21 protein-coding genes and 1 other RNA gene are annotated in these 17,431 nt (G+C 65.8%); 5 read left to right on the forward strand and 17 right to left on the reverse strand.

Features of this window, described 5'->3' with window-relative positions; all coding sequences use genetic code 11:
* Positions 1-32 precede the first annotated feature (32 nt).
* Positions 33-779 carry a DsbA family protein gene (locus ACWDTD_RS01450; RefSeq protein WP_449745271.1) on the reverse strand — a complete coding sequence of 249 codons (747 nt, stop codon included), beginning with the start codon at positions 777-779 and terminating at the stop codon, positions 33-35.
* A 137-nt stretch (positions 780-916) separates the two neighbouring features.
* The gene (gene pgm, locus ACWDTD_RS01455; protein ID WP_449745272.1) at positions 917-2,557 is read right to left on the reverse strand and encodes a phosphoglucomutase (alpha-D-glucose-1,6-bisphosphate-dependent); all 1,641 of its coding nucleotides are present in this window, start codon (positions 2,555-2,557) and stop codon (positions 917-919) included.
* A 109-nt stretch (positions 2,558-2,666) separates the two neighbouring features.
* Between pgm and ACWDTD_RS01460 the strand changes: the two genes are divergently transcribed.
* The 4 genes from ACWDTD_RS01460 (at position 2,667) to ACWDTD_RS01475 (ending at position 4,618) form a co-directional block, all read left to right on the forward strand.
* Positions 2,667-3,272, forward strand: coding sequence for an alpha/beta hydrolase (locus ACWDTD_RS01460; protein ID WP_449745273.1), 606 nt, complete (start codon positions 2,667-2,669; stop codon positions 3,270-3,272).
* Complete coding sequence (locus ACWDTD_RS01465) at positions 3,269-3,805, forward strand: hypothetical protein (RefSeq protein WP_449745274.1); 537 nt, start codon at positions 3,269-3,271, stop codon at positions 3,803-3,805. Before ACWDTD_RS01460 ends, ACWDTD_RS01465 begins: the two co-directional genes overlap by 4 nt.
* A 504-nt stretch (positions 3,806-4,309) precedes the next feature.
* Complete coding sequence (locus ACWDTD_RS01470) at positions 4,310-4,438, forward strand: hypothetical protein (RefSeq protein WP_449745275.1); 129 nt, start codon at positions 4,310-4,312, stop codon at positions 4,436-4,438.
* 51 nt (positions 4,439-4,489) lie between these two features.
* Positions 4,490-4,618, forward strand: a complete 129-nt coding sequence (locus ACWDTD_RS01475; protein WP_449745276.1) for a hypothetical protein — start codon at positions 4,490-4,492, stop codon at positions 4,616-4,618.
* A gap of 79 nt (positions 4,619-4,697) precedes the next feature.
* Here ACWDTD_RS01475 and ACWDTD_RS01480 read toward each other — a convergent pair whose 3' ends face one another.
* The 7 genes from ACWDTD_RS01480 to ACWDTD_RS01510 all read right to left on the reverse strand — a co-directional run bounded on the left by ACWDTD_RS01480 (position 4,698) and on the right by ACWDTD_RS01510 (position 9,434).
* Entirely contained in the window at positions 4,698-6,398 is a 1,701-nt protein-coding gene (locus tag ACWDTD_RS01480; protein WP_449745277.1) for an HK97 family phage prohead protease, read from the reverse strand.
* Positions 6,385-6,909, reverse strand: coding sequence for a phage portal protein (locus tag ACWDTD_RS01485; RefSeq protein ID WP_449745278.1), 525 nt, complete (start codon positions 6,907-6,909; stop codon positions 6,385-6,387). The genes ACWDTD_RS01480 and ACWDTD_RS01485 overlap by 14 nt, the downstream gene beginning before the upstream one ends.
* Positions 6,910-6,912: 3 nt before the next feature.
* Positions 6,913-7,164, reverse strand: a complete 252-nt coding sequence (locus ACWDTD_RS01490; RefSeq protein WP_449745279.1) for a hypothetical protein — start codon at positions 7,162-7,164, stop codon at positions 6,913-6,915.
* An 11-nt stretch (positions 7,165-7,175) separates the two neighbouring features.
* Entirely contained in the window at positions 7,176-7,457 is a 282-nt protein-coding gene (locus ACWDTD_RS01495; RefSeq protein WP_449745280.1) for a hypothetical protein, read from the reverse strand.
* Positions 7,458-7,612: 155 nt separating this feature from the next.
* Entirely contained in the window at positions 7,613-7,834 is a 222-nt protein-coding gene (locus ACWDTD_RS01500) for a hypothetical protein (protein ID WP_449745281.1), read from the reverse strand.
* On the reverse strand, positions 7,827-8,048 hold the full coding sequence (locus ACWDTD_RS01505; protein WP_449745282.1) for a helix-turn-helix domain-containing protein: 222 nt from the start codon (positions 8,046-8,048) through the stop codon (positions 7,827-7,829). The genes ACWDTD_RS01500 and ACWDTD_RS01505 overlap by 8 nt, the downstream gene beginning before the upstream one ends.
* A gap of 1,014 nt (positions 8,049-9,062) precedes the next feature.
* Complete coding sequence (locus ACWDTD_RS01510) at positions 9,063-9,434, reverse strand: hypothetical protein (protein WP_449745283.1); 372 nt, start codon at positions 9,432-9,434, stop codon at positions 9,063-9,065.
* A 142-nt stretch (positions 9,435-9,576) separates the two neighbouring features.
* Between ACWDTD_RS01510 and ACWDTD_RS01515 the strand changes: the two genes are divergently transcribed.
* On the forward strand, positions 9,577-10,725 hold the full coding sequence (locus ACWDTD_RS01515; RefSeq protein ID WP_449745284.1) for a tyrosine-type recombinase/integrase: 1,149 nt from the start codon (positions 9,577-9,579) through the stop codon (positions 10,723-10,725).
* 43 nt (positions 10,726-10,768) lie between these two features.
* On the opposite strand, the gene ssrA is transcribed toward ACWDTD_RS01515, so the two are convergent.
* The 8 genes from ssrA to prfB form a co-directional block, all read right to left on the reverse strand.
* Positions 10,769-11,142: a transfer-messenger RNA gene (gene ssrA, locus ACWDTD_RS01520) on the reverse strand.
* Positions 11,143-11,251: 109 nt separating this feature from the next.
* Complete coding sequence (locus tag ACWDTD_RS01525) at positions 11,252-12,481, reverse strand: glycoside hydrolase family 27 protein (RefSeq protein ID WP_449745479.1); 1,230 nt, start codon at positions 12,479-12,481, stop codon at positions 11,252-11,254.
* A gap of 83 nt (positions 12,482-12,564) precedes the next feature.
* A complete protein-coding gene (smpB, locus tag ACWDTD_RS01530; RefSeq protein WP_449745285.1) occupies positions 12,565-13,038 on the reverse strand; it encodes an SsrA-binding protein SmpB in 474 nt (157 codons plus the stop codon).
* Between the two features lie 43 nt (positions 13,039-13,081).
* Positions 13,082-13,993, reverse strand: coding sequence for a permease-like cell division protein FtsX (ftsX, locus tag ACWDTD_RS01535; RefSeq protein ID WP_449745286.1), 912 nt, complete (start codon positions 13,991-13,993; stop codon positions 13,082-13,084).
* Between the two features lie 107 nt (positions 13,994-14,100).
* The gene (gene ftsE, locus ACWDTD_RS01540) at positions 14,101-14,787 is read right to left on the reverse strand and encodes a cell division ATP-binding protein FtsE (protein WP_449745287.1); all 687 of its coding nucleotides are present in this window, start codon (positions 14,785-14,787) and stop codon (positions 14,101-14,103) included.
* A gap of 83 nt (positions 14,788-14,870) precedes the next feature.
* Positions 14,871-15,350 (reverse strand): hypothetical protein, encoded by a 480-nt coding sequence (locus ACWDTD_RS01545; protein ID WP_449745288.1) that lies wholly within the window; start codon positions 15,348-15,350, stop codon positions 14,871-14,873.
* Entirely contained in the window at positions 15,347-16,309 is a 963-nt protein-coding gene (locus ACWDTD_RS01550) for a mechanosensitive ion channel family protein (protein WP_449745289.1), read from the reverse strand. Before ACWDTD_RS01550 ends, ACWDTD_RS01545 begins: the two co-directional genes overlap by 4 nt.
* Positions 16,296-17,411 carry a peptide chain release factor 2 gene (prfB, locus tag ACWDTD_RS01555; RefSeq protein ID WP_449745290.1) on the reverse strand — a complete coding sequence of 372 codons (1,116 nt, stop codon included), beginning with the start codon at positions 17,409-17,411 and terminating at the stop codon, positions 16,296-16,298. Before prfB ends, ACWDTD_RS01550 begins: the two co-directional genes overlap by 14 nt.
* Positions 17,412-17,431: the final 20 nt, after the last annotated feature.

The following is a 17,431-nucleotide window of genomic DNA, read 5'->3' on the forward strand; positions in this document are numbered from 1 at the left end:
CGGCCAACCCCCCTCCGGCCGGGGTCGCGGATCTATGTCGCGGGCTTGTTCAGCAAATTGTCGAGCCAGGCGGTGCCGTCGAGGATGTTGGACACCGGTTCACCGCCCGACAGCACCGTCGGGGTGGCCACCTGGCCGCCGGTGGCCTTGGCCAACTGGGTTTGCGATTCCTTCGCGGCCTGCTCGGCCTCGCCCACCTTGGCTCCGTCCGAGATGCACTTCTGGGTGGCCGCGCTCGCGCCCTGCTGTGCCGCGAGACGTGCGAGATCAGCGTTGGACGGGTCGGAATCGCCGCCCTCCTGAGGCTGCTGGGCGAACAATGCGGTGTGGAAGCGGAAGAACACATCACGGTTCTCCCCCGCTCCCACACATTGCAGGGCGCCCGCGGCGCGACTGGAGTAACTCCCCGACGCCGAACGATCATTGAGGAAGTTGAGCATGTGGTAGCGAACCCGCAGCTTTCCCGAATCCACCGCAGTCACCACGGCCTTGCCCGACTGCTGCTCGAACTCCTTGCACACCGGGCACATGAAGTCCTCGAAGACGTCGATCGTGACCGGCGCCCCGGGTGCGCCGATGATCAGCGCCGCATTGGAGTTCAGCACCTGCTCGTTGACGCCGCCGCCGGAGTGCCCGCGGTGCGTGTTCCACAACACCCCGCCGACGACGATCGCGGCGACAACCACGACTGCCACGACGACGAGTACGTAGGTGCTGGTGCTCGAGGTGGCCCGCGGCTGATACTTCGACGTCGAGCCGCCCTTGCGCCTGTCGGTCACCCAGAATCCTCCATGTCGTTCGCGCGGTCGGCACGCCGGTCCGGAGACGACGGCGTCGGGCCGAGCCTAGCGCACGGATCGCCCACGGCCTCGGAGCTCTCCGGGCGGCGAAAGGCCGACGCTAGGAGAGCACGGCCCTAGGACAAGGCAGCATCGACCACCTGCTGCGCCTGCACCTGGACCTCCTTGAGATGATCGACGCCCTTGAAGGACTCTGCGTAGATCTTGTACACGTCCTCGGTTCCGGACGGTCGTGCGGCGAACCACGCGTTCTCGGTGGTCACCTTGAGACCGCCGATCGCGGCACCGTTCCCCGGCGCCGACGTCATCACCGCGGTGATGGGTTCCCCGGCGAGTTCGGTGGCGCTGATCTGGTCGGCGGAGAGTTTGGCGAGTACTGCCTTCTGCTCCCGGTTGGCGGGCGCGTCGATACGCGCATAGGCGGATTCGCCGTACTCGTCGGCGAGTTCGCGGTAACGCTGCGACGGTGTCTTGCCCGTCGCGGCCAGGATCTCCGAAGCCAGCAGCGCCATGATGATCCCGTCCTTGTCGGTCGACCACGGGGTGCCGGTGAAGGTGAGGAACGAGGCTCCGGCACTCTCCTCGCCGCCGAAGGCGATGCTGCCGTCGAGCAGGCCGTTGACGAACCACTTGAATCCGACGGGAACCTCGACGAGGCGACGACCGATGCCGGCCACCACCCGATCGATGAGTGACGAACTCACCAGCGTCTTGCCCACCGCGGCGTCGGCCGACCACCCCGAGCGATGGGTGAACAGATAGTCGATGGCCACCGCGAGATAGTGATTCGGGTTCATCAGGCCACCGTCGGGTGTCACGATGCCGTGCCGGTCGGAGTCGGCGTCGTTGCCGGTCGCGATGTCGTAGGAGTCGCGCGCGGAGATCAGCGACGCCATCGCATTCGGTGAACTGCAGTCCATCCGGATCTTGCCGTCGGTGTCGAGCGTCATGAACGAGAACGTGGGGTCGACGGTCGGGTTGACCACGGTGAGGTGATCGAGGTTGTAGCGGAATCCGATGCCCGCCCAGTATCCGACCGACGCACCACCGAGCGGGTCGGCGCCGATCCGGATACCCGCCGATCGGATAGCCGCCATGTCGACCACCCCGGCGAGCCCGTCGATGTAGTTGTTGATGAACGAATACTCCTCGACGAATTCACTGTGCCGCGCCCGATCGAACGGAATGCGTTTGACACCAACCAGTTTCGTTCTCAGGAGATCGTTGGCGCGCTTGGCGACCCAGGAGGTGATGTCGGTGTCGGCGGGTCCACCGCTCGGCGGGTTGTATTTGAATCCACCGTCGCGCGGCGGGTTGTGTGACGGCGTGACGACGATCCCGTCGGAGAGCACACCGGGGTTGTCGGCGTTGAACGCGAGGATGGCGCGACTGACGGCGGGTGTGGGTGTGAACGAATCGCTCTCGGCGGTGTACACCGTCACCTCGTTGGCGGCGAGAACCTCGACGGCGCTGCGCCACGCGGGTATCGACAATTCGTGGGTGTCGAATCCGATGAACAACGGCCCGGTGATGCCCGCCCCGGTGCGGTATTCCACGATCGCCTGGGTGGTGGCCAGGATGTGGGCCTCGTTGAACGCGGTGTCCAGACTCGACCCGCGGTGACCGGAGGTGCCGAAAACCACTTGCTGGGCCGGGTCGTCGGGGTCGGGCACGAGGTCGTAATAGGCCTTCTCCACCTCGGCCACATCGATGAGGTCCTCGGGCAAAGCCGGCGTGCCGGCGCGCGGGTGAGCCATACAAGCGATTCTGCCCGAAATCCCGAGTCGGCGTCGGACCAAAACGGGGGCCGACGGCGACCCGCGGTGTGGCGTCGGGAACACCGCGGCCACCGATACGGTGGAGTCCGTGCGATCCGAACCCAGGCTCAACGTCCTCGTGCTGCCCGGGGGTGCCGACAGCAGCTACCGGCCGTTTCGCCCGTGGCAGGGCTCGGCGCTGCGTATGTACCCGTTTACCTGGTCGATCCGGGCTCGCTACCGACGCGCGGTGGCGGTACATCAGGTGCGCTATCGCGTCTACGGGTGGAACGGCGGTCAGGCCAGCCCGATGCCGTACGCGTGGTCGGCGCTCGACGCGATCACCGGGAAGCACCCGGGTGTTCCGGTGGTCGTCATCGGGCATTCGATGGGTGGCCGCGCCAGCGCACTGTTGGCCGCCGATGAACGGGTGGTCGGCGTGCTGGCGTTGGCGCCGTGGTGGCAGTACGCCGACTGGCGATTCATCCGGGACGGGGTGCGGGTGGTGGCCGTCCACGGTGATGCGGACACGATGACGTCCGCCGCCCGGACGCAGAAAGGGATCGCCGAGCTACGGGGCCGTGGCCTCGACGCCACCTTCATCCCCGTGCCCGGCGGTGGCCACGCGATGCTCGACCACATCCGGCTGTGGCAGTCGGCGGCGCTGGACTTCGTTGGCGCCGAACTCGACGTCGCCACCGGGACACCGACGTGACCGACTATCGGGGCGGAGTACAGCTGCTGTCGTGTGAGGTGATCGGAGAGATCTGCGCCGACCTGATCGCCGGAATGAAGCTGCTGCCCCCGCCACCGCCCTACCCCGGCGCCGAGGACGAGGTTCCGGCTTGCCATTGGGTAGCGACCCACGGGCATGACTACGCGTGGACGGCATACGTTCCGGCGGGCGCCGACCCTCCCATGGAGGCTGAACATTCTGGCGCGACGTCGGGTACGTCGCCGTTCAGATCGGTGTCGGTGGCCACCGATCACTACGAGGTCGGGACCGCGGGAATCGACCGCGTCGCGATGGAGCGAATCTATGACGGCGACACGCCCTATTACCTCGTGATGGAGACCGATCGGCTCACCGCGATCGGCGGCATCGCGGTGCAGCCGCAGAATATGCCGCACACCTTTGTCCACCTGCCCCGCATCCGGGTCAGCGTCCTCGCCGACACCTACGACGTGACGCTCGAAGGCGCGACGCGAATCGCCGAGTTCCTGGTGGCACAGCGCATCGAGCCCTGACGTCTGCTGGCGGCTTGGCTCACCCGTTGTCTGTCTCTGAGTTCGTACACAATGGGCGTTCGTACACAATGGGCGTTCGTACACAATGGGCGGCTATAGCGAACCCGACGTGCACTGGTGCACTTCGGGTGCCCGACAGACGCCCATTCTGTACGTTCGGGCACCATATCCACTGAGGTGGCAGTACCTAAGAAGAGTGCCCCCACCTGCGTGAGCAAGTGGGGGCACTTCGTGGAGCTGCCGGGAATTGAACCCGCTTCGGGTACTTGCATATTGCCTGGCTATCTGTCAAGTCACCCGCTCTGGCCTGGTATTTTCCCGGATTCTGCCAACACGTGGCAACACCTATCTACTTCATGCGTGCCCAAAATGTGCCCACGCTTCGCCAATCCGCGACATGACACCCAAACGGGCGTAAAGTCATGTAGTGCAACAGTTTTCGAGAAACTCCGGGATGCTAAGGTCGTGACGCACGACAAACACACCACACGACGAAGGGAACCCATGACCTCGCCCGACCTCGACGTACCCGTACTCGCACTACCCGCCCAGACCGGAATCGAGCACTACCGCGACCCGGCGACCGGCGAACTGCGCCACGACCCCACCGACCACGTATCCGTGACCGCCTAACGCGACGCCCAACGCGCCGCAGACGGCTTCGAACCGGCCGAAGGCGTCACCATGAAACTCGACTCACGGACCCTCGCCCTCACCGGGACCGTGGGTGCCGCATTCGCCGACCTGACGGCCGCTGAAGCGCGCACGCTCGCCGACGCTCTGCGCACTGCCGCCGACAAACTCGACGGGTAGCCCCAGACCCCCCAACGCACGAAAGCGCCCCGCCCCGGCTCACACAGAGTCAGGACGGGGCGCCTCTCGTTTTCGCGGGTCACTCCGCAGCGGTCGCAACCTCCACAATCCGAGTCGGCCGCAACACCGAGCACGAGAACAGCCCCTCGACACGCAGACGAACCTGGTTGTTGGCGAAGTCGTCCGCGTGAGTCTGCGTCCACTCCACATCGACGCCGCGCGCGTGGGTATCAAGCACCACGGCCTCCGGGTCCATCAGCAGACCCTTGCCGTCCGGCAGAGCATCCGACACGGTGACCGGACGGCCCCACAGCATCCGATCCGCACGGTTCCCCGCCGTGTGCGCCAGATCGAAGTTGCCCGACTCATTGCGGAACAACTCAAGTTCGGCCCAGTCCTCCGGCGACAGCACCCACATGCCGACACCCTGACGGCCGATCGCCTTGTCGAGCTTGGTCAGCGCACGCCGGGTTGTGGTCACGAGTCCGGCCGCGTCGTAGTCCTGCGACTGGATACCGGGCACGTTGAGAATGCCGGTGATCGACGGCCGGGTACCCGACCCCGAGATGACTTCCTGCTCGATCGCCCGATACAGGCCCCAGAGCAGTTCCTCACGCACCCAGTCCTCGACCTCGCCCGAAAGCAAGTCGTACTTGTTGAGGCCCGGCGTCATATTCGCCATGACTTCGAGACGGTTCGACACCGCGTCGGCTTCCATGTCGGATTCCGGCTTGGCGCCGCTGCCCGGCAGCCACGCCGCAGCGTTGTTGGTGCGCGAAGTCTGGCGCCGGTACTCGAACACCTCGGACGGATGCTGAACGACACGCAGAGCATCGAGCAGCGCAGTCGGCTGCCGATCCAGCTCGATCGGCTTCTCGGACACCAACTGTGTTGCGGTCGGTGCGACACCAGCGGCCAGCGGTGCCTTGATCCCGCCCGGCCCGGCGATCTTGTCGGCGATCACGCGCGCCGACTTGGTACCGAAGTCGAGCCGCAGCTTGCCGCGTGCGCGGCCTCCGGCCTTGCCGCCAGCCTGTGCGGGCGGAGTCGGCTCACTCACCGACAGCGCGTCGGCCGCAGCGATCAGGTCGGCCGACTCCTGCCGCGACTGAATTTTCTGGTCGAAGTCGGCGACCTCATCGAGCAGACCCTTGACCTCGGTTGCCTGCTCCGCCGTCAGCTCGACGCCCTCGGCCTTGGCGTTCCCGGCGATCTGCTGCGCCTTGGTCGCGGCCTCGTCGCGCTGTTCTTTCATCGTCTTCAAATCCGGCATAGTGCCCACCTTCACCTGTTGTTCGGCCTGACGGCCCTTGACCTGCTCGATACTGGTCGCCCGATTAGCGCCGAGCTGAACCACTGAAACCTCATGCAACGCAAGTTCTTTCAAAACCGTGTGATCCTGCTTGCGTTCAGAATCCACAGTGTCGTACATGAACGACATTTGCCCAACGCGCCGATCACGCAGCATCCGGTACACCTGACGGCCCTTCGGCGACTCCTGGTCGATCCGGGCGTGAACCTTCAGCCCGTGATCGTCCTCGACCGCCGACAGCACATGCCCGACGCAATAGTCAGGATCGGCGACGTTGTGGGACCAGTAGACTGGGATCGCGTCGCCCCGCTGCGCCCAGTCGGTCAGCGACTTGGTGAACGCGCCACGCTGCACGGCGTCCCCGGCCGAATCCACCACGTCCCACACACTCGCGTACCCGATGAACTCGCCCTCAGCGAGTCCGTCTGTCTTCACGTTCGGGTCGGTGCTCTGCTTACTTGACGGCATCGCCCACCGCCTCACTCTCTCGATCCTGTTGCGTCCCTTGCATATTCATCGGGGACAACACCTGTTCGCCGCCTTCGACGGCCGGTAGGTTCAGCCGTGCGCGTGCCTCGTTCACCGTCAGGTACGGTCCGCCCACACTCGACGTGAGGACAGCGGCCTGTTCCTCGTACGATCCGGCCAGCTTCGCCTGTGTGTTCAGCTCGACGTACTCGTCGGCCTTCAGCCACGGCCGCAGCGCGCGGTTGAACACTGATTGCATCTGAGATAGCAACGGCCCCAAGGAATCACGAACGAACGCTTGCCGCGCTTCCCTGCTGTTGGCGTAGTTGCTCTTGTCGAGGTCGCCGAGCTGTATCGGGTTGACCTGGTAGACCGACGCGACGGTTTGGCGTGCGAGTAGTCGGGCGCGGTCCTGCTGGCGTTGCTGCTGCCGGTCGGTGATGCTGTCGCGTCGGTTGCGGTGCGCGGCCTGCTCGATCGCCTTCAGGTTGTGGTTCTGCTGAGTCGCCATTGGTCAGTCCTTCCGTGGTGGCCAGGTGAACAGTTGCCCGAGGTCGCCGCGTGGTCGGTCGCGCACGAGGTAGCCGCGTCCGGTGCCGCAGTGCGCGGCGCGGTGCCCGTAGTCGCCGGTGGCCTTCTGGTCGGCGTAGCCCCGGTGTGTGTGTTTGTCGCCGCAGTGCGGGCAACGGACCCGGACGGCCACGAGGTCCGGGCGCCCCGTGACCGGCTTGATCCGGGTCACGTGCGCGGTCGGGTGGTGAGTCATCGTGTCGCCCTTCAGATTGCGGCCAGCTCGATCGGCGTGTCAGCGTCGAAGTCGAGCCACGGGAATCGGTTGGTGGTCCGGCGTCGTAGCGCGCGGGTCTGCTGCTCGAATTGGTTGTCGTGCCAACCGGCGTCGAGCTGGTCGGTGATGACTTCCACGGCGATCAGGACCGGCCGCAGGTTGTCGTCCCGGATGCCGAGGACTCGCGGTCCGCGTCGCCACGTTCCGGCGATCCGGGCGTGCGCGAGTTGTTCGGCCCATGCGACCAGGTGCGCGGCTTCGGCGTCGGCCATGTCGAGCTGGTCAAGGTCGCACGGTGGGCGTGGTCGGCCCTTCACGACTGCCGGTGTGTCGTCGTCGGTTGCTGGTCGGGCGTGTATCTCGCTGAGTGCTGCGCGTAGTCGCGCGATGACTTCGGGTGTGTCTGCGACGATTGCGCGGAGCGTGGTCACGTGTCCCCTTCCGTGTTGCGTTGTCGCGCTTGCTCGTACGCGTCGATGCAGTCCTGTATCTGGTCGGACAGCGCGTAGAGTGCGGTCGGTCCGACGTGTGGTTTGGCGATCAGTTGGCCCTCGCCGTCGTGGACCCAGAACTGGAATCGGTGTCGGCGTGGTCCGGTGCCGCCCTGCCGGTTCTTCTGCCGGTAGCGGACTTCGATCCGGTCAGGCATTCGCGGCCTTGCGCGGCCGTCCGCATTTGCGGGCGTCGTAGCGGCGTCGCTGTTCGGTGAGGCAGGCGTCGAGTCCGTCGATCGGGTAGACGGTGCGCCCGTCCTGCTTCGAGTAGGGCACATCTCGGTTGCGTCGCCAGAGTCGAAGCGTGTGGATGGATCGGCCGGTGTACTGGCACGCTTGCGGCTCTGTGAGCCAACGTGTTTCGGGCATGGGTGATCGCCTCCGGTGGGGTGTGGTTGGTGTGCGGGTCCGGGCGCGCCGACCTGTTGGGTTGGCCGGGACAACGAGAGGAGTTGGGGCAAGTTCGGCCAGGCGTTGCCCGGCGCGTTCGGCCCGCTACGTTGGTGAATCTATTCGGGTGCTGTCCGGCACGGTTTTTCGTTCCACAACGGGCGCAACGAGTTTCCTAGCGAAGTGCTGGCGAAGTGCTAGCGAAGTGCTAGCGAAGTTCGCGGAGTGTTCGGGCGAACATTTCCGAAGCTCCGCAGGTCGAGGCGTTTTCGAGCCGACCGGCACCGTAAGTCACGGTGTGACGTTGCCCTGAGTCACGGTCGGAGTCACGCGTGAGTCACGGCGTGACAGTTCACAATCACCGCAGGTCACGGCGTTTTCGTTGCGACTCGGCGGGTAGTCCCCGTGGGAGTCCCGGCGGTAGTCCCCTGGGTAGTCCCTGGGGGACATTCGACCGAATCGCCGAGTATCCGCAGGTCACAGCACATTGTGACCCGGCACACATCACTCACTGAGTCCTCCGCGAGCCCTCACGCCGCAAAAGTTCTCTTTCCCCAATCAAAGAAAGGGTTCCCCCCACACCCCCCTCCTAAAGAAACTCAACCCCTATCTCTCAAAACCCGTCCCCCTACGGGGGACGGCGGGCGTGTGCGCCCGCGCGTATACGCGTACACGCGAGGGACCGGGCCGCAGCGGATCGTCCCGGCCCGTAGGTGGTCGCTGTCCGTCATGGCATCGACAGCGGTGAGTCTCGCCGTGAGTTGCGTTGCGGCCCCGGCTCACCGTTGCGATCGACAGACGAACGGCGTAAACTGGCTTAGTTACCCTCTGTGACGTGTGGATATGTCCGTATTACCCTCGTGTCGCGTCTCAGAGCGCCTAAACCCCCTTCTCCGGTGTCAGTGGACCAAGGACGCCCGAAAGTCGCTCAGATTCTCGCCCCGCGACGAATACGGGCATGTGTGGTGCCGGTTCTCGGCCCCGCATTCGGAGTCAGGCCAACACGTCGAGTGTCCTCGGCCGCGTCGCCGCCTTCCGCTCGCGGCGTTCCTCGGCCCGCTTCCGGGCATCCGCCAGAACCTCCGGTGACCGCTCACCGATCCGGCCACGGCCCGGACCCGGAACGTGCAACTGGTCGCGCTTCGACTTCGCCGCCGCCCGCGCCGCGATCCGCAGGGTGGACTTCCGGTAGTACCAACGGCTGCGGCCACTCGACAGCCGCATCAGCCGCGCATCGACGTACCCGGACCGCCGCCACTCGAACAGCGTGGTTCTTCCGCGCCCGGCGTAGCGTTGCGCCGCCAGCTCTGGCAGATACTCGCGGCCATTGAGAGTGATTGATCGGTAGTCACCGTCATTTGCCATGCGTACACCTCCGGGTGTGTCAACTAGACATGTTCGGGAAGCGTTGCGCCGCTGCCCTATTCACGATTCTCAGCAACGGGTGTCCAGGACGCTAAAAGCGGACCGAACGCGGCATATCGGCCACACGCGTTACCCTCACCGCATGGCAACCGTCGAGAGCTACACCACCGTCAAGGGACGCCGCTACATGGTCCGCTACCGCCAACCCAACGGCGACCAGACGAAGAAACGCGGCTTCCCCACGAAGGCAGCCGCGAACGCCTACGCGACCAAGGTCGAACACGACAAGCTCGAAAACGCCTACATCGCGCCGTCGAAGGGACGCGTCACCGTCGCCGACCTCGCGACCTCATGGCTCGCCCGCCAAGCCCACACCAAAGAGTCGTGGCGCGTCCGCCAAGAATCGCTCTGGCGCGTCCACGTCGCGCCCGTGTGGGGCGCCCGCAAGGTGTCGAGCATCGAACGCGGCGAAGTCAAAGACTGGATCGGCACCCTCGACCGCGCGCCGTCCACCATCGCCGACATACACGGCACGCTCGCCGCGATCCTCGACGTGGCAGTCGAAGACCGACGCATCCCGGCCAACCCGGCGCGCGGCGTGAAGCTCCCCAAACGTGAGCACACCGACCACGAGTATCTGACTCACGAACAGGTCCACCAGCTCGCCGACGAAGTGAGCCAATACCCCGAGATCATCATGTTGCTCGCCTACTCCGGTCTCCGATGGGGAGAAATGGCCGCACTCCGGCCGCGCGACCTCGATCTGGACCGTGGCCGCATCCACATCACCCGGTCGGCGTCCAAGGTGAACAGTCAGTCAGTGATCGGTGCCACGAAGACATGGGAGCGCCGCACGGTCGCGGTCCCGCGTGAGGTCGCCGATCTGCTCCGGGCGCCCGCCGCCAACACGACCGACCGCGACGCCCTGGTGTGGTCCCGGCCGGACGGCACGCCGCTGCGCCCGCCCACGACAACGCACTGGTTCAGCAAGGCAGTGGACCGTCTCGCGCATCCCACCGACGACGACGGCCAGCCGATCCCGTCCGACTTCCCGCGCGTCACCGCCCACGCGCTCCGCCACACCGCCGCATCCCTGATGATTCGGTCCGGCGCCCACGTCAAGACCGTGCAGCGTCAGCTTGGGCACAAGACCGCGACCATGACGCTCGACCTGTACGGGCATCTGTTCGATGACGACCTCGACCAAATCGCCGACCGGATGGGCGAAGCGTGGCGCGCGGCGAACCGTGCCCAAAATGTGCCCACGCTCCGAGTTGTACCCGAGTCCTGAATGCAAAAAAGGCGCCCCACCTGCGTGAACAAGTGGGGCGCCTGTGTGGAGCTGCCGGGAATTGAACCCGGGTCCTCCGTCGCTTCGGTAGGGCTTCTCCGTGTGCAGTCCGCTATGCCTCTACTCGGATCTCCCGGTCACGCGAACAAGCCGAGATGACGATCCCAGTCGCTGTGAGATGTCCCGCCCGCTCCCGCGACCGGAGCGGACGGTGAGCTCCCTGAGATGATGCCGGCACCGGGTATGGGAGCAAGACCCGGGCCGACAGACACGCAGTCGCTGTCAGGCAGCGAGTGCGTAGTCGCGCTGATTCTTATCGGCGCTTAATTGGTTGCCGCGACGCTTATACGGTGGTCTCTGGCCTGCACCGACACGCTTCCCCCACCTCGACGCACGTAGTCGAAACCGATCAGCCCCGAGATGGTACCCGCCCTCATCGGGCGAGCACTCCAGTGTAACAAAGTTCGTCGGTGGGATCATCCCGTTGCGGGCGACAGCAGGCGGCCGCCGGCGGATCTGCAGTGACTCAGCGGATCTGCAGCAGCACCGTATCGCCCACACCGACGGGCACCGACAACTCGCCGCGATCGGCGCGGTGGCTCGCACCGGTCCACGCGTCGACGCCGGTCACCGAGGCATCTCCCACCAGACCGACGCTCGACAGGGACACCGACAGGGTGCGCGGATGGTCGCCCCGGTTGGTCATCGAGATCACGAGTCCCTTGTTCCCGATGGCACGCGCCCAGATCTCGGGATCGTCGTCGACCCGCGCTCCCGCGCTGACCCGCTGGTCCTGGTCGATGGCCAGCATCGCCGTGTTGCGCAGCACCGCCAGGGTCTGCGGCGACATCGCGGTGAGGTCGTTTCCGGCCATCAGCGGCGCGGCCATCATCGCCCACATCGACATCTGGGTGCGTTGCTGCGCCGTGGTCAACGCCGATCCCACGCCGACGACCAGCATGTCGGGATCGAGGAACGAACCGGGCCGCACCCGCGATGTCAGCGGCGCGGCGGCGTCGACGATGTTCACGATGCCCTGATACCCCGACGGTCCGTTGTCCGCCGACCACACGGGACTCACGTCGTTGGTGATGCGGGTCATCGTCGCCACGCCACCCCAGTCGTAGGCGGCCCCGGGTGGGGCACCGGCCACCCCGCTGTTGGGGTTGATCGCGTACACCATGCGACGGCCCGTGGCGCGCAACGCATCTCGCATGGCGGTGAACGCCGACAACTGGACGTCGTGGTCGCCGTCCGCCGAACACCAGTCGTACTTCAGGAAGTCGACTCCCCACCCGGCGAATGTCTGCGCGTCCACGCGTTCGTGACCGCCGCTGCCGGTGGCGCCCGGATAGGTGCCCTGGTACTGGGTGCACGTCTTGTCCCGGGCACCGGAGTAGAGACCGAAGAGCAAGCCGCGACTGTGCAGATACGCACCGAGCGCGGCCATTCCCGACGGGAAGCGAACCGGGTCGGCGACCAGGCGCCCGTCGGAGGATCGTTGGGGCGCGGCCCAGCAGTCGTCGACCACCACGTAGCGGTAGCCCGCGTCACGCAGCCCGGTGGACACGAGTGCGTCGGCTTGGCGCCGAATGATTTGCTCGGTGATGCCGCAGCCAAAGGCGTTCCAGCTGTTCCAGCCCATCGGTGGGGTCGCGGCCAGCCCAGGGATCGCGGGTGCGTCGCCGCCGAGGCGGCCCGCCGGGGTCGGCGTACACGCCGAGACCACGGCGATCGAGACCACGGCGATCAGCACCGAGAGCACGCACACCACCGTCGGCACACAACGTCGGCGCTCAGCGTGCGCAGAGTTGCCCGGACGGTGATCGAACGATCCGATCACATGCCCTTCACCCGGCGGCCGACCTCGCGGGCCACCTCGCGCTGCGCGGTGCGTCGGGCGATGTCCTGCCGCTTGTCGTGGGCCTGCTTACCGCGCGCCAGCGCCAGCTCCACCTTGACCTTGCCGTCGTTGAAGTACATCGACAACGGGACCAGGGTGAGGTTCCCGTCCCGGATCTTGCCGATCAGATTGTCGATCTCACGGCGGTGCAGCAGCAACTTACGGTTGCGGCGCGGGCTGTGGTTGGTCCACGACCCGCTGCCGTACTCGGCGATGTGCAGCGCGCGCAGCCAGATCTCGCCGTCGTCGATCGTGGCAAACGCATCCACCAGCGACGCCTTGCCCTCGCGCAGGCTCTTGACCTCAGTGCCGAGGAGTGCGATACCGGCCTCGTAGGTGTCAAGAATGGCGTAGTTGTGCCGCGCCTTGCGGTTGGTCGCGATCACATTGCGGCCCTTCTCCTTGGGCATCCGTCACCTCCTCGTGGATCGATGGTCGTCACTCGCAGTGGTTTCACTCGCGAACGTAGACACGCAGCGTGACATACGCGGTGGCCCCGGCCAACACAATTCCGGCGAGGATCAGCCATGGCGACACGAACAGCACATCCGCGGTGGTGATCCTCGCCAAAATGTTCACGCCGTACAGATCACGCAGCGCATTGTCGAAGAACAACACCTTGGCCGCGAATAATCCGCCGATCGCCAGCAGCGAGCCGATGAAGGCCGCGACCACCGCCTCGAGCAGGAACGGCAACTGCGTGTACCAGCGCGTCGCGCCCACCAATCGCATGATCGACACCTCGGTCCGCCGCGTGAACGCGGCCACCTGCACGGTGTTGACGATGAGCAGGATGGCCGCGATCGCGAGCACCGCCGCCACGGCGAATGCCGCGTTGCGAACTCCGTCGAGCACACTGAAGATCCGTTTGACCAACTCGCGTTGGTCGAGCACACCATCGACGCCGAGGTCCTTGCGGTCGGCGAACTTGTCGAGCACGGCGCCGAACTCCGCGGGATCGCTCATCCGCACCTTCAACGATGCCGGATTGGCGTCCGGAGAGATCATGTCGGCGATCTCCGGTGCGCTTTGCTCAAAGGCCGCCTTGGCCGCCTTGTAGGCGTCCTCTTTGCTCAGGTAGGTCACCGAGCCGACGCCGGGCTGCTTCTCCAACTCGGCGCGCAGCACCGAGCACGGCGCCTTCTGGCAGTCGGGATCGGCCGCGGTCACCGCGTCGTTGATGTAGAACTGCATCTCCACCCGGTCGAGGAAGATCTTCTGGCTCTTGTCCGCCATCTGGATCACGAGCAGACCGCCGCCGAACATGCCCAGCGTGATCGCCGTGGTGAGGATCATCGCGACGGTCATCGTCACGTTGCGACGAAGTCCGTTGAGGACCTCGCTGATGATGAAGTTCGCTCGCATGCTGCTTCTACACGTCCTTAGTGGTCGGTGGGGCGGTACGCGTTGCCGAAAGCCCGGGAGTGCGCGGCCGCCCAGACATCAGGTGCCGGCCGTGCGCCCCCTGGTGGTCAGCCGATGCCGTACACACCCTGGGCGTCGTTGCGCACCAGCGTGCCGTTGTCGAATTCGAGGACGCGACGTCGCATGGCGTCGACGATGTGGCGATCGTGGGTGGCCATCACGACGGTGGTGCCGCGACGGTTCACCCGGTCGAGCACGTCGACGATCTCCTCGCTGGTCTCCGGGTCGAGGTTGCCGGTCGGTTCGTCGGCCAGCAGCACGAGCGGGCGATTGACAATGGCCCGCGCGATGGCGACGCGTTGCATCTCACCACCGGACAACTCGTTGGGCATACGGTCCTGCTTGCCCTCGAGGCCCACGTAGTCGAGCACCTCCGGGACGAGCTTGCGGATGGTCGACGGCGATTTGCCGATCACCTCAAGGGCGAAGGCCACATTGTCGGCGACCGATTTCTGCTGCAGCAGGCGGAAGTCCTGGAAGACACACCCGATGGACTGCCGTAGCTTCGGCACCATCCGGGCGCGGAGCCGGTTCACATGGAAGTCGCCGACATACACCTCGCCGCCGGTCGGGCGGTCTTCCTTGAGCAGCAGACGGAAGAACGTGGACTTGCCCGAACCCGACGGCCCGATGAGGAACGCGAATTCACCCTTGTCCACCTCGAGTGTGAGGTCACGAAGAGCTGGGCGACTCGACGCCTTGTACTTCATCGTCACGTTTTCCAGCTTGATCACGAGAACAGAGTGTAGCCAGGACGTCTGAGAGATCCGTTCAGGTGTTCACCCCGCCGTGCCGCGGCTTGCCACCATGCCGCTGGTCAGGGAGTCGGCACCGGCGGCGTGGTCTGCGTCTGCTGCTGCGTTGTGCCCAACCGCGGAACCGTGACGCCGGGCAATCCGGGGACGGTGTTCGGTGATGGCGACTGCTCTTGACCGCCGGGTTGCGTGTAGTCGTTCTCGCCGGTGGGTGCCACCGACTCTGTCGGCGACACGGACTCCACCGAGGTGGGCGACAGTGACGGAGTGGGCGAGTATGTCGCGGTGGTGGGCCTGCGCACCGGCTCCGGAGCGGGGCTGACCACCCCGTACCGCTGCGACGAGTACCCGTAGAGGATCACCGACACGACGAAGAGCACGGTCACCAGCGCCGTGCTCGTCCGGATGCGCGTGCGGGGGATGTGTCCCCAGTCCTGCGGTCGGCGGATGCGGCGTTTCGAACCGCCCTCGGAGGCGTGCGAGGATTCGCGGTCGTCCTCGGACTGGTCCGCCGCGGGTGTCGACGGGTCGTCGGCCATCATTGGTCACCGTCCTTCCCCGATGCGTCCTTCTCTCCGACGAACGCCGCGGGCGGTCCGCTGGCCGCCTCGACGTCGCGGCCCGGTGTGACAGTGATTCCCGCGGCGATGAGCCCTTGCACGATCTTCACCCGCAGCGCGCGACTCACCTCGAATTGTTTGCCGGGCAGCGTCCGCGCAACCATCCGGACCACCACCGAATCGAGTTCGAGGCTGATCACGCCGAGCGAGGAAGGCGCGTCGAGCAGTATGTCGTGCCAGCGTGGACTCCGGAAGAAGTCGCGACCCACATCGTCGAGCACGTCGTTGGCCACGCTGATGTCGGCGTCGGCGGGAATCGGCACGTCGACAACCGCGCGCGCCCAGTCCTTGGACAGGTTGGTGGCCGTGATGATCTGTCCGTTGGGCACCGTGATCACCTCGCCCTCGCTGGTGCGTAGCTGGGTCATCCGCAGCGAGACGTCCTCGACGGTGCCCTCGGCAGACCCACCGCCCGTGACGTTCAGCTTGACCACGTCACCGTAGCCGTACTGTTTCTCGGCGACGACGAAGAACCCGGCCAGGATGTCCTGCACAACGCGCTGGGCACCGAAACCCAGGGCGGCGCCGACCACCGCGCCGGGCCCGGTGAGTCCCGAGATGGGAACCCCGAAAACGACGAGGATGTGAATGATCACCACCACGACCACGGCGACGATCAACGCCCACGAGACGACGTCGACCAAGGCGCGCCGATGCTTGGCGTCCTCGGTCTGCACGATGAGATCACTGTTGTCGAACTGCGACTCGAGCCGTTTGACGTACTTGTCCGCCGCCCATCGGATGAACCGGGCGACCAGGATGGCACCCAGAATCCAGACGAGGATCTCCAGGCCGGTGGTGGCCAGCCACACGTAGACGCGCGCGATGAGCTGCCGCGTGGCCGCCTGGTTGGCAGCGAGTATCAGCTCATGCGTCTGCATCGGCCATCCGCCACCTGATTCCTGCCTCGATGAATGCGTCGAGATCGCCGTCGAGGACGGCGGCGGGATTGTTGTTCTCCACGTTGGTCCGCAGATCCTTCACCATCTGGTAGGGGTGCAGCACGTATGAGCGCATCTGATTACCCCAGCTGGAGCCACCGTCGCCCTTGAGTGCGTCGAGTTCGGCACGCTCTTCCTGCCGCTTGCGTTCGAGCAGTTTGGCCTGCAGCACCCGCATCGCCGACGCCTTGTTCTGCAGCTGACTCTTCTCGTTCTGACATGTCACCACGATGCCGGTGGGCAGGTGGGTCAGCCGCACGGCCGAGTCGGTGGTGTTCACCGACTGCCCGCCCGGACCCGACGACCGGTAGACGTCGACCTTGACGTCGTTCTCATCGATGTCGATGTGGTCGGTGGTCTCCACCACGGGCAGGATCTCGACCTCGGCGAAGGAGGTCTGTCGGCGACTCTGGTTGTCGAACGGGCTGATCCGCACCAGGCGGTGGGTGCCCTGCTCCACCGACAAGGTGCCGTACATGTAGGGCGACTTGACCGCGAAGGTCGCCGACTTGAGACCCGCCTCCTCGGCGTAGGAGGTGTCGTAGACCTCAACGCCGTAGCCGTGCTTCTCCGCCCAGCGGACATACATCCGCATCAGCATCTGCGCCCAGTCGGCGGCATCCACACCTCCGGCGCCCGACCGGATATTCACCAGCGCGTCGCGCTGGTCGTACTCGCCGGCGAGCATCGTCTTGACCTCGACCGCCTGGATGTCGGCACGCAGCGACGCACGCTCGGCGTCCGCGTCGGCGAGGGCCGCGGTGCGGGCCTCCCCCTCCTCCGACTCGGCGAGCTCGTAGTGCACCGGCATGTCGTCGAGGCGTTGGCGCAGTTCGGTGACGCGGCGCAGCTCCGCCTGCGCGTGCGAGAGGTCGCTGGTCACCTTCTGGGCGTGTTCCTGGTCGTTCCACAGATCGGGATCCGACGCCTGCATCTCGAGCTCGTCGATCCGTCGCCGCAAGTCGTCGATGTCGAGGACTTTTTCGACAGTCGTCAGGGTTGCGTCGAGCGATTCGAGATCGGTTGTCACGTCGGGATGCACGGTTTACCAGGGTACCGACT

The sequence above is a fragment of the Gordonia sp. NPDC003425 genome, assembly GCF_053588635.1.

Bases quoted from the DNA above. Each gene is read 5' to 3' on its own strand.
- pgm (WP_449745272.1), bottom strand. From the start codon at position 2,557: ATGGCTCACCCGCGCGCCGGCACGCCGGCTTTGCCCGAGGACCTCATC.
- ACWDTD_RS01470 (WP_449745275.1), top strand. From the start codon at position 4,310: ATGACCTCGCCCGACCTCGACGTACCCGTACTCGCACTACCCGCCCAG.
- ACWDTD_RS01475 (WP_449745276.1), top strand. From the start codon at position 4,490: ATGAAACTCGACTCACGGACCCTCGCCCTCACCGGGACCGTGGGTGCC.
- ACWDTD_RS01480 (WP_449745277.1), bottom strand. From the start codon at position 6,398: ATGCCGTCAAGTAAGCAGAGCACCGACCCGAACGTGAAGACAGACGGA.
- ACWDTD_RS01485 (WP_449745278.1), bottom strand. From the start codon at position 6,909: ATGGCGACTCAGCAGAACCACAACCTGAAGGCGATCGAGCAGGCCGCG.
- ACWDTD_RS01490 (WP_449745279.1), bottom strand. From the start codon at position 7,164: ATGACTCACCACCCGACCGCGCACGTGACCCGGATCAAGCCGGTCACG.
- ACWDTD_RS01495 (WP_449745280.1), bottom strand. From the start codon at position 7,457: ATGGCCGACGCCGAAGCCGCGCACCTGGTCGCATGGGCCGAACAACTC.
- ACWDTD_RS01500 (WP_449745281.1), bottom strand. From the start codon at position 7,834: ATGCCTGACCGGATCGAAGTCCGCTACCGGCAGAAGAACCGGCAGGGC.
- ACWDTD_RS01505 (WP_449745282.1), bottom strand. From the start codon at position 8,048: ATGCCCGAAACACGTTGGCTCACAGAGCCGCAAGCGTGCCAGTACACC.
- ACWDTD_RS01510 (WP_449745283.1), bottom strand. From the start codon at position 9,434: ATGGCAAATGACGGTGACTACCGATCAATCACTCTCAATGGCCGCGAG.
- ACWDTD_RS01515 (WP_449745284.1), top strand. From the start codon at position 9,577: ATGGCAACCGTCGAGAGCTACACCACCGTCAAGGGACGCCGCTACATG.
- smpB (WP_449745285.1), bottom strand. From the start codon at position 13,038: ATGCCCAAGGAGAAGGGCCGCAATGTGATCGCGACCAACCGCAAGGCG.
- ftsX (WP_449745286.1), bottom strand. From the start codon at position 13,993: ATGCGAGCGAACTTCATCATCAGCGAGGTCCTCAACGGACTTCGTCGC.
- ACWDTD_RS01545 (WP_449745288.1), bottom strand. From the start codon at position 15,350: ATGATGGCCGACGACCCGTCGACACCCGCGGCGGACCAGTCCGAGGAC.
- ACWDTD_RS01550 (WP_449745289.1), bottom strand. From the start codon at position 16,309: ATGCAGACGCATGAGCTGATACTCGCTGCCAACCAGGCGGCCACGCGG.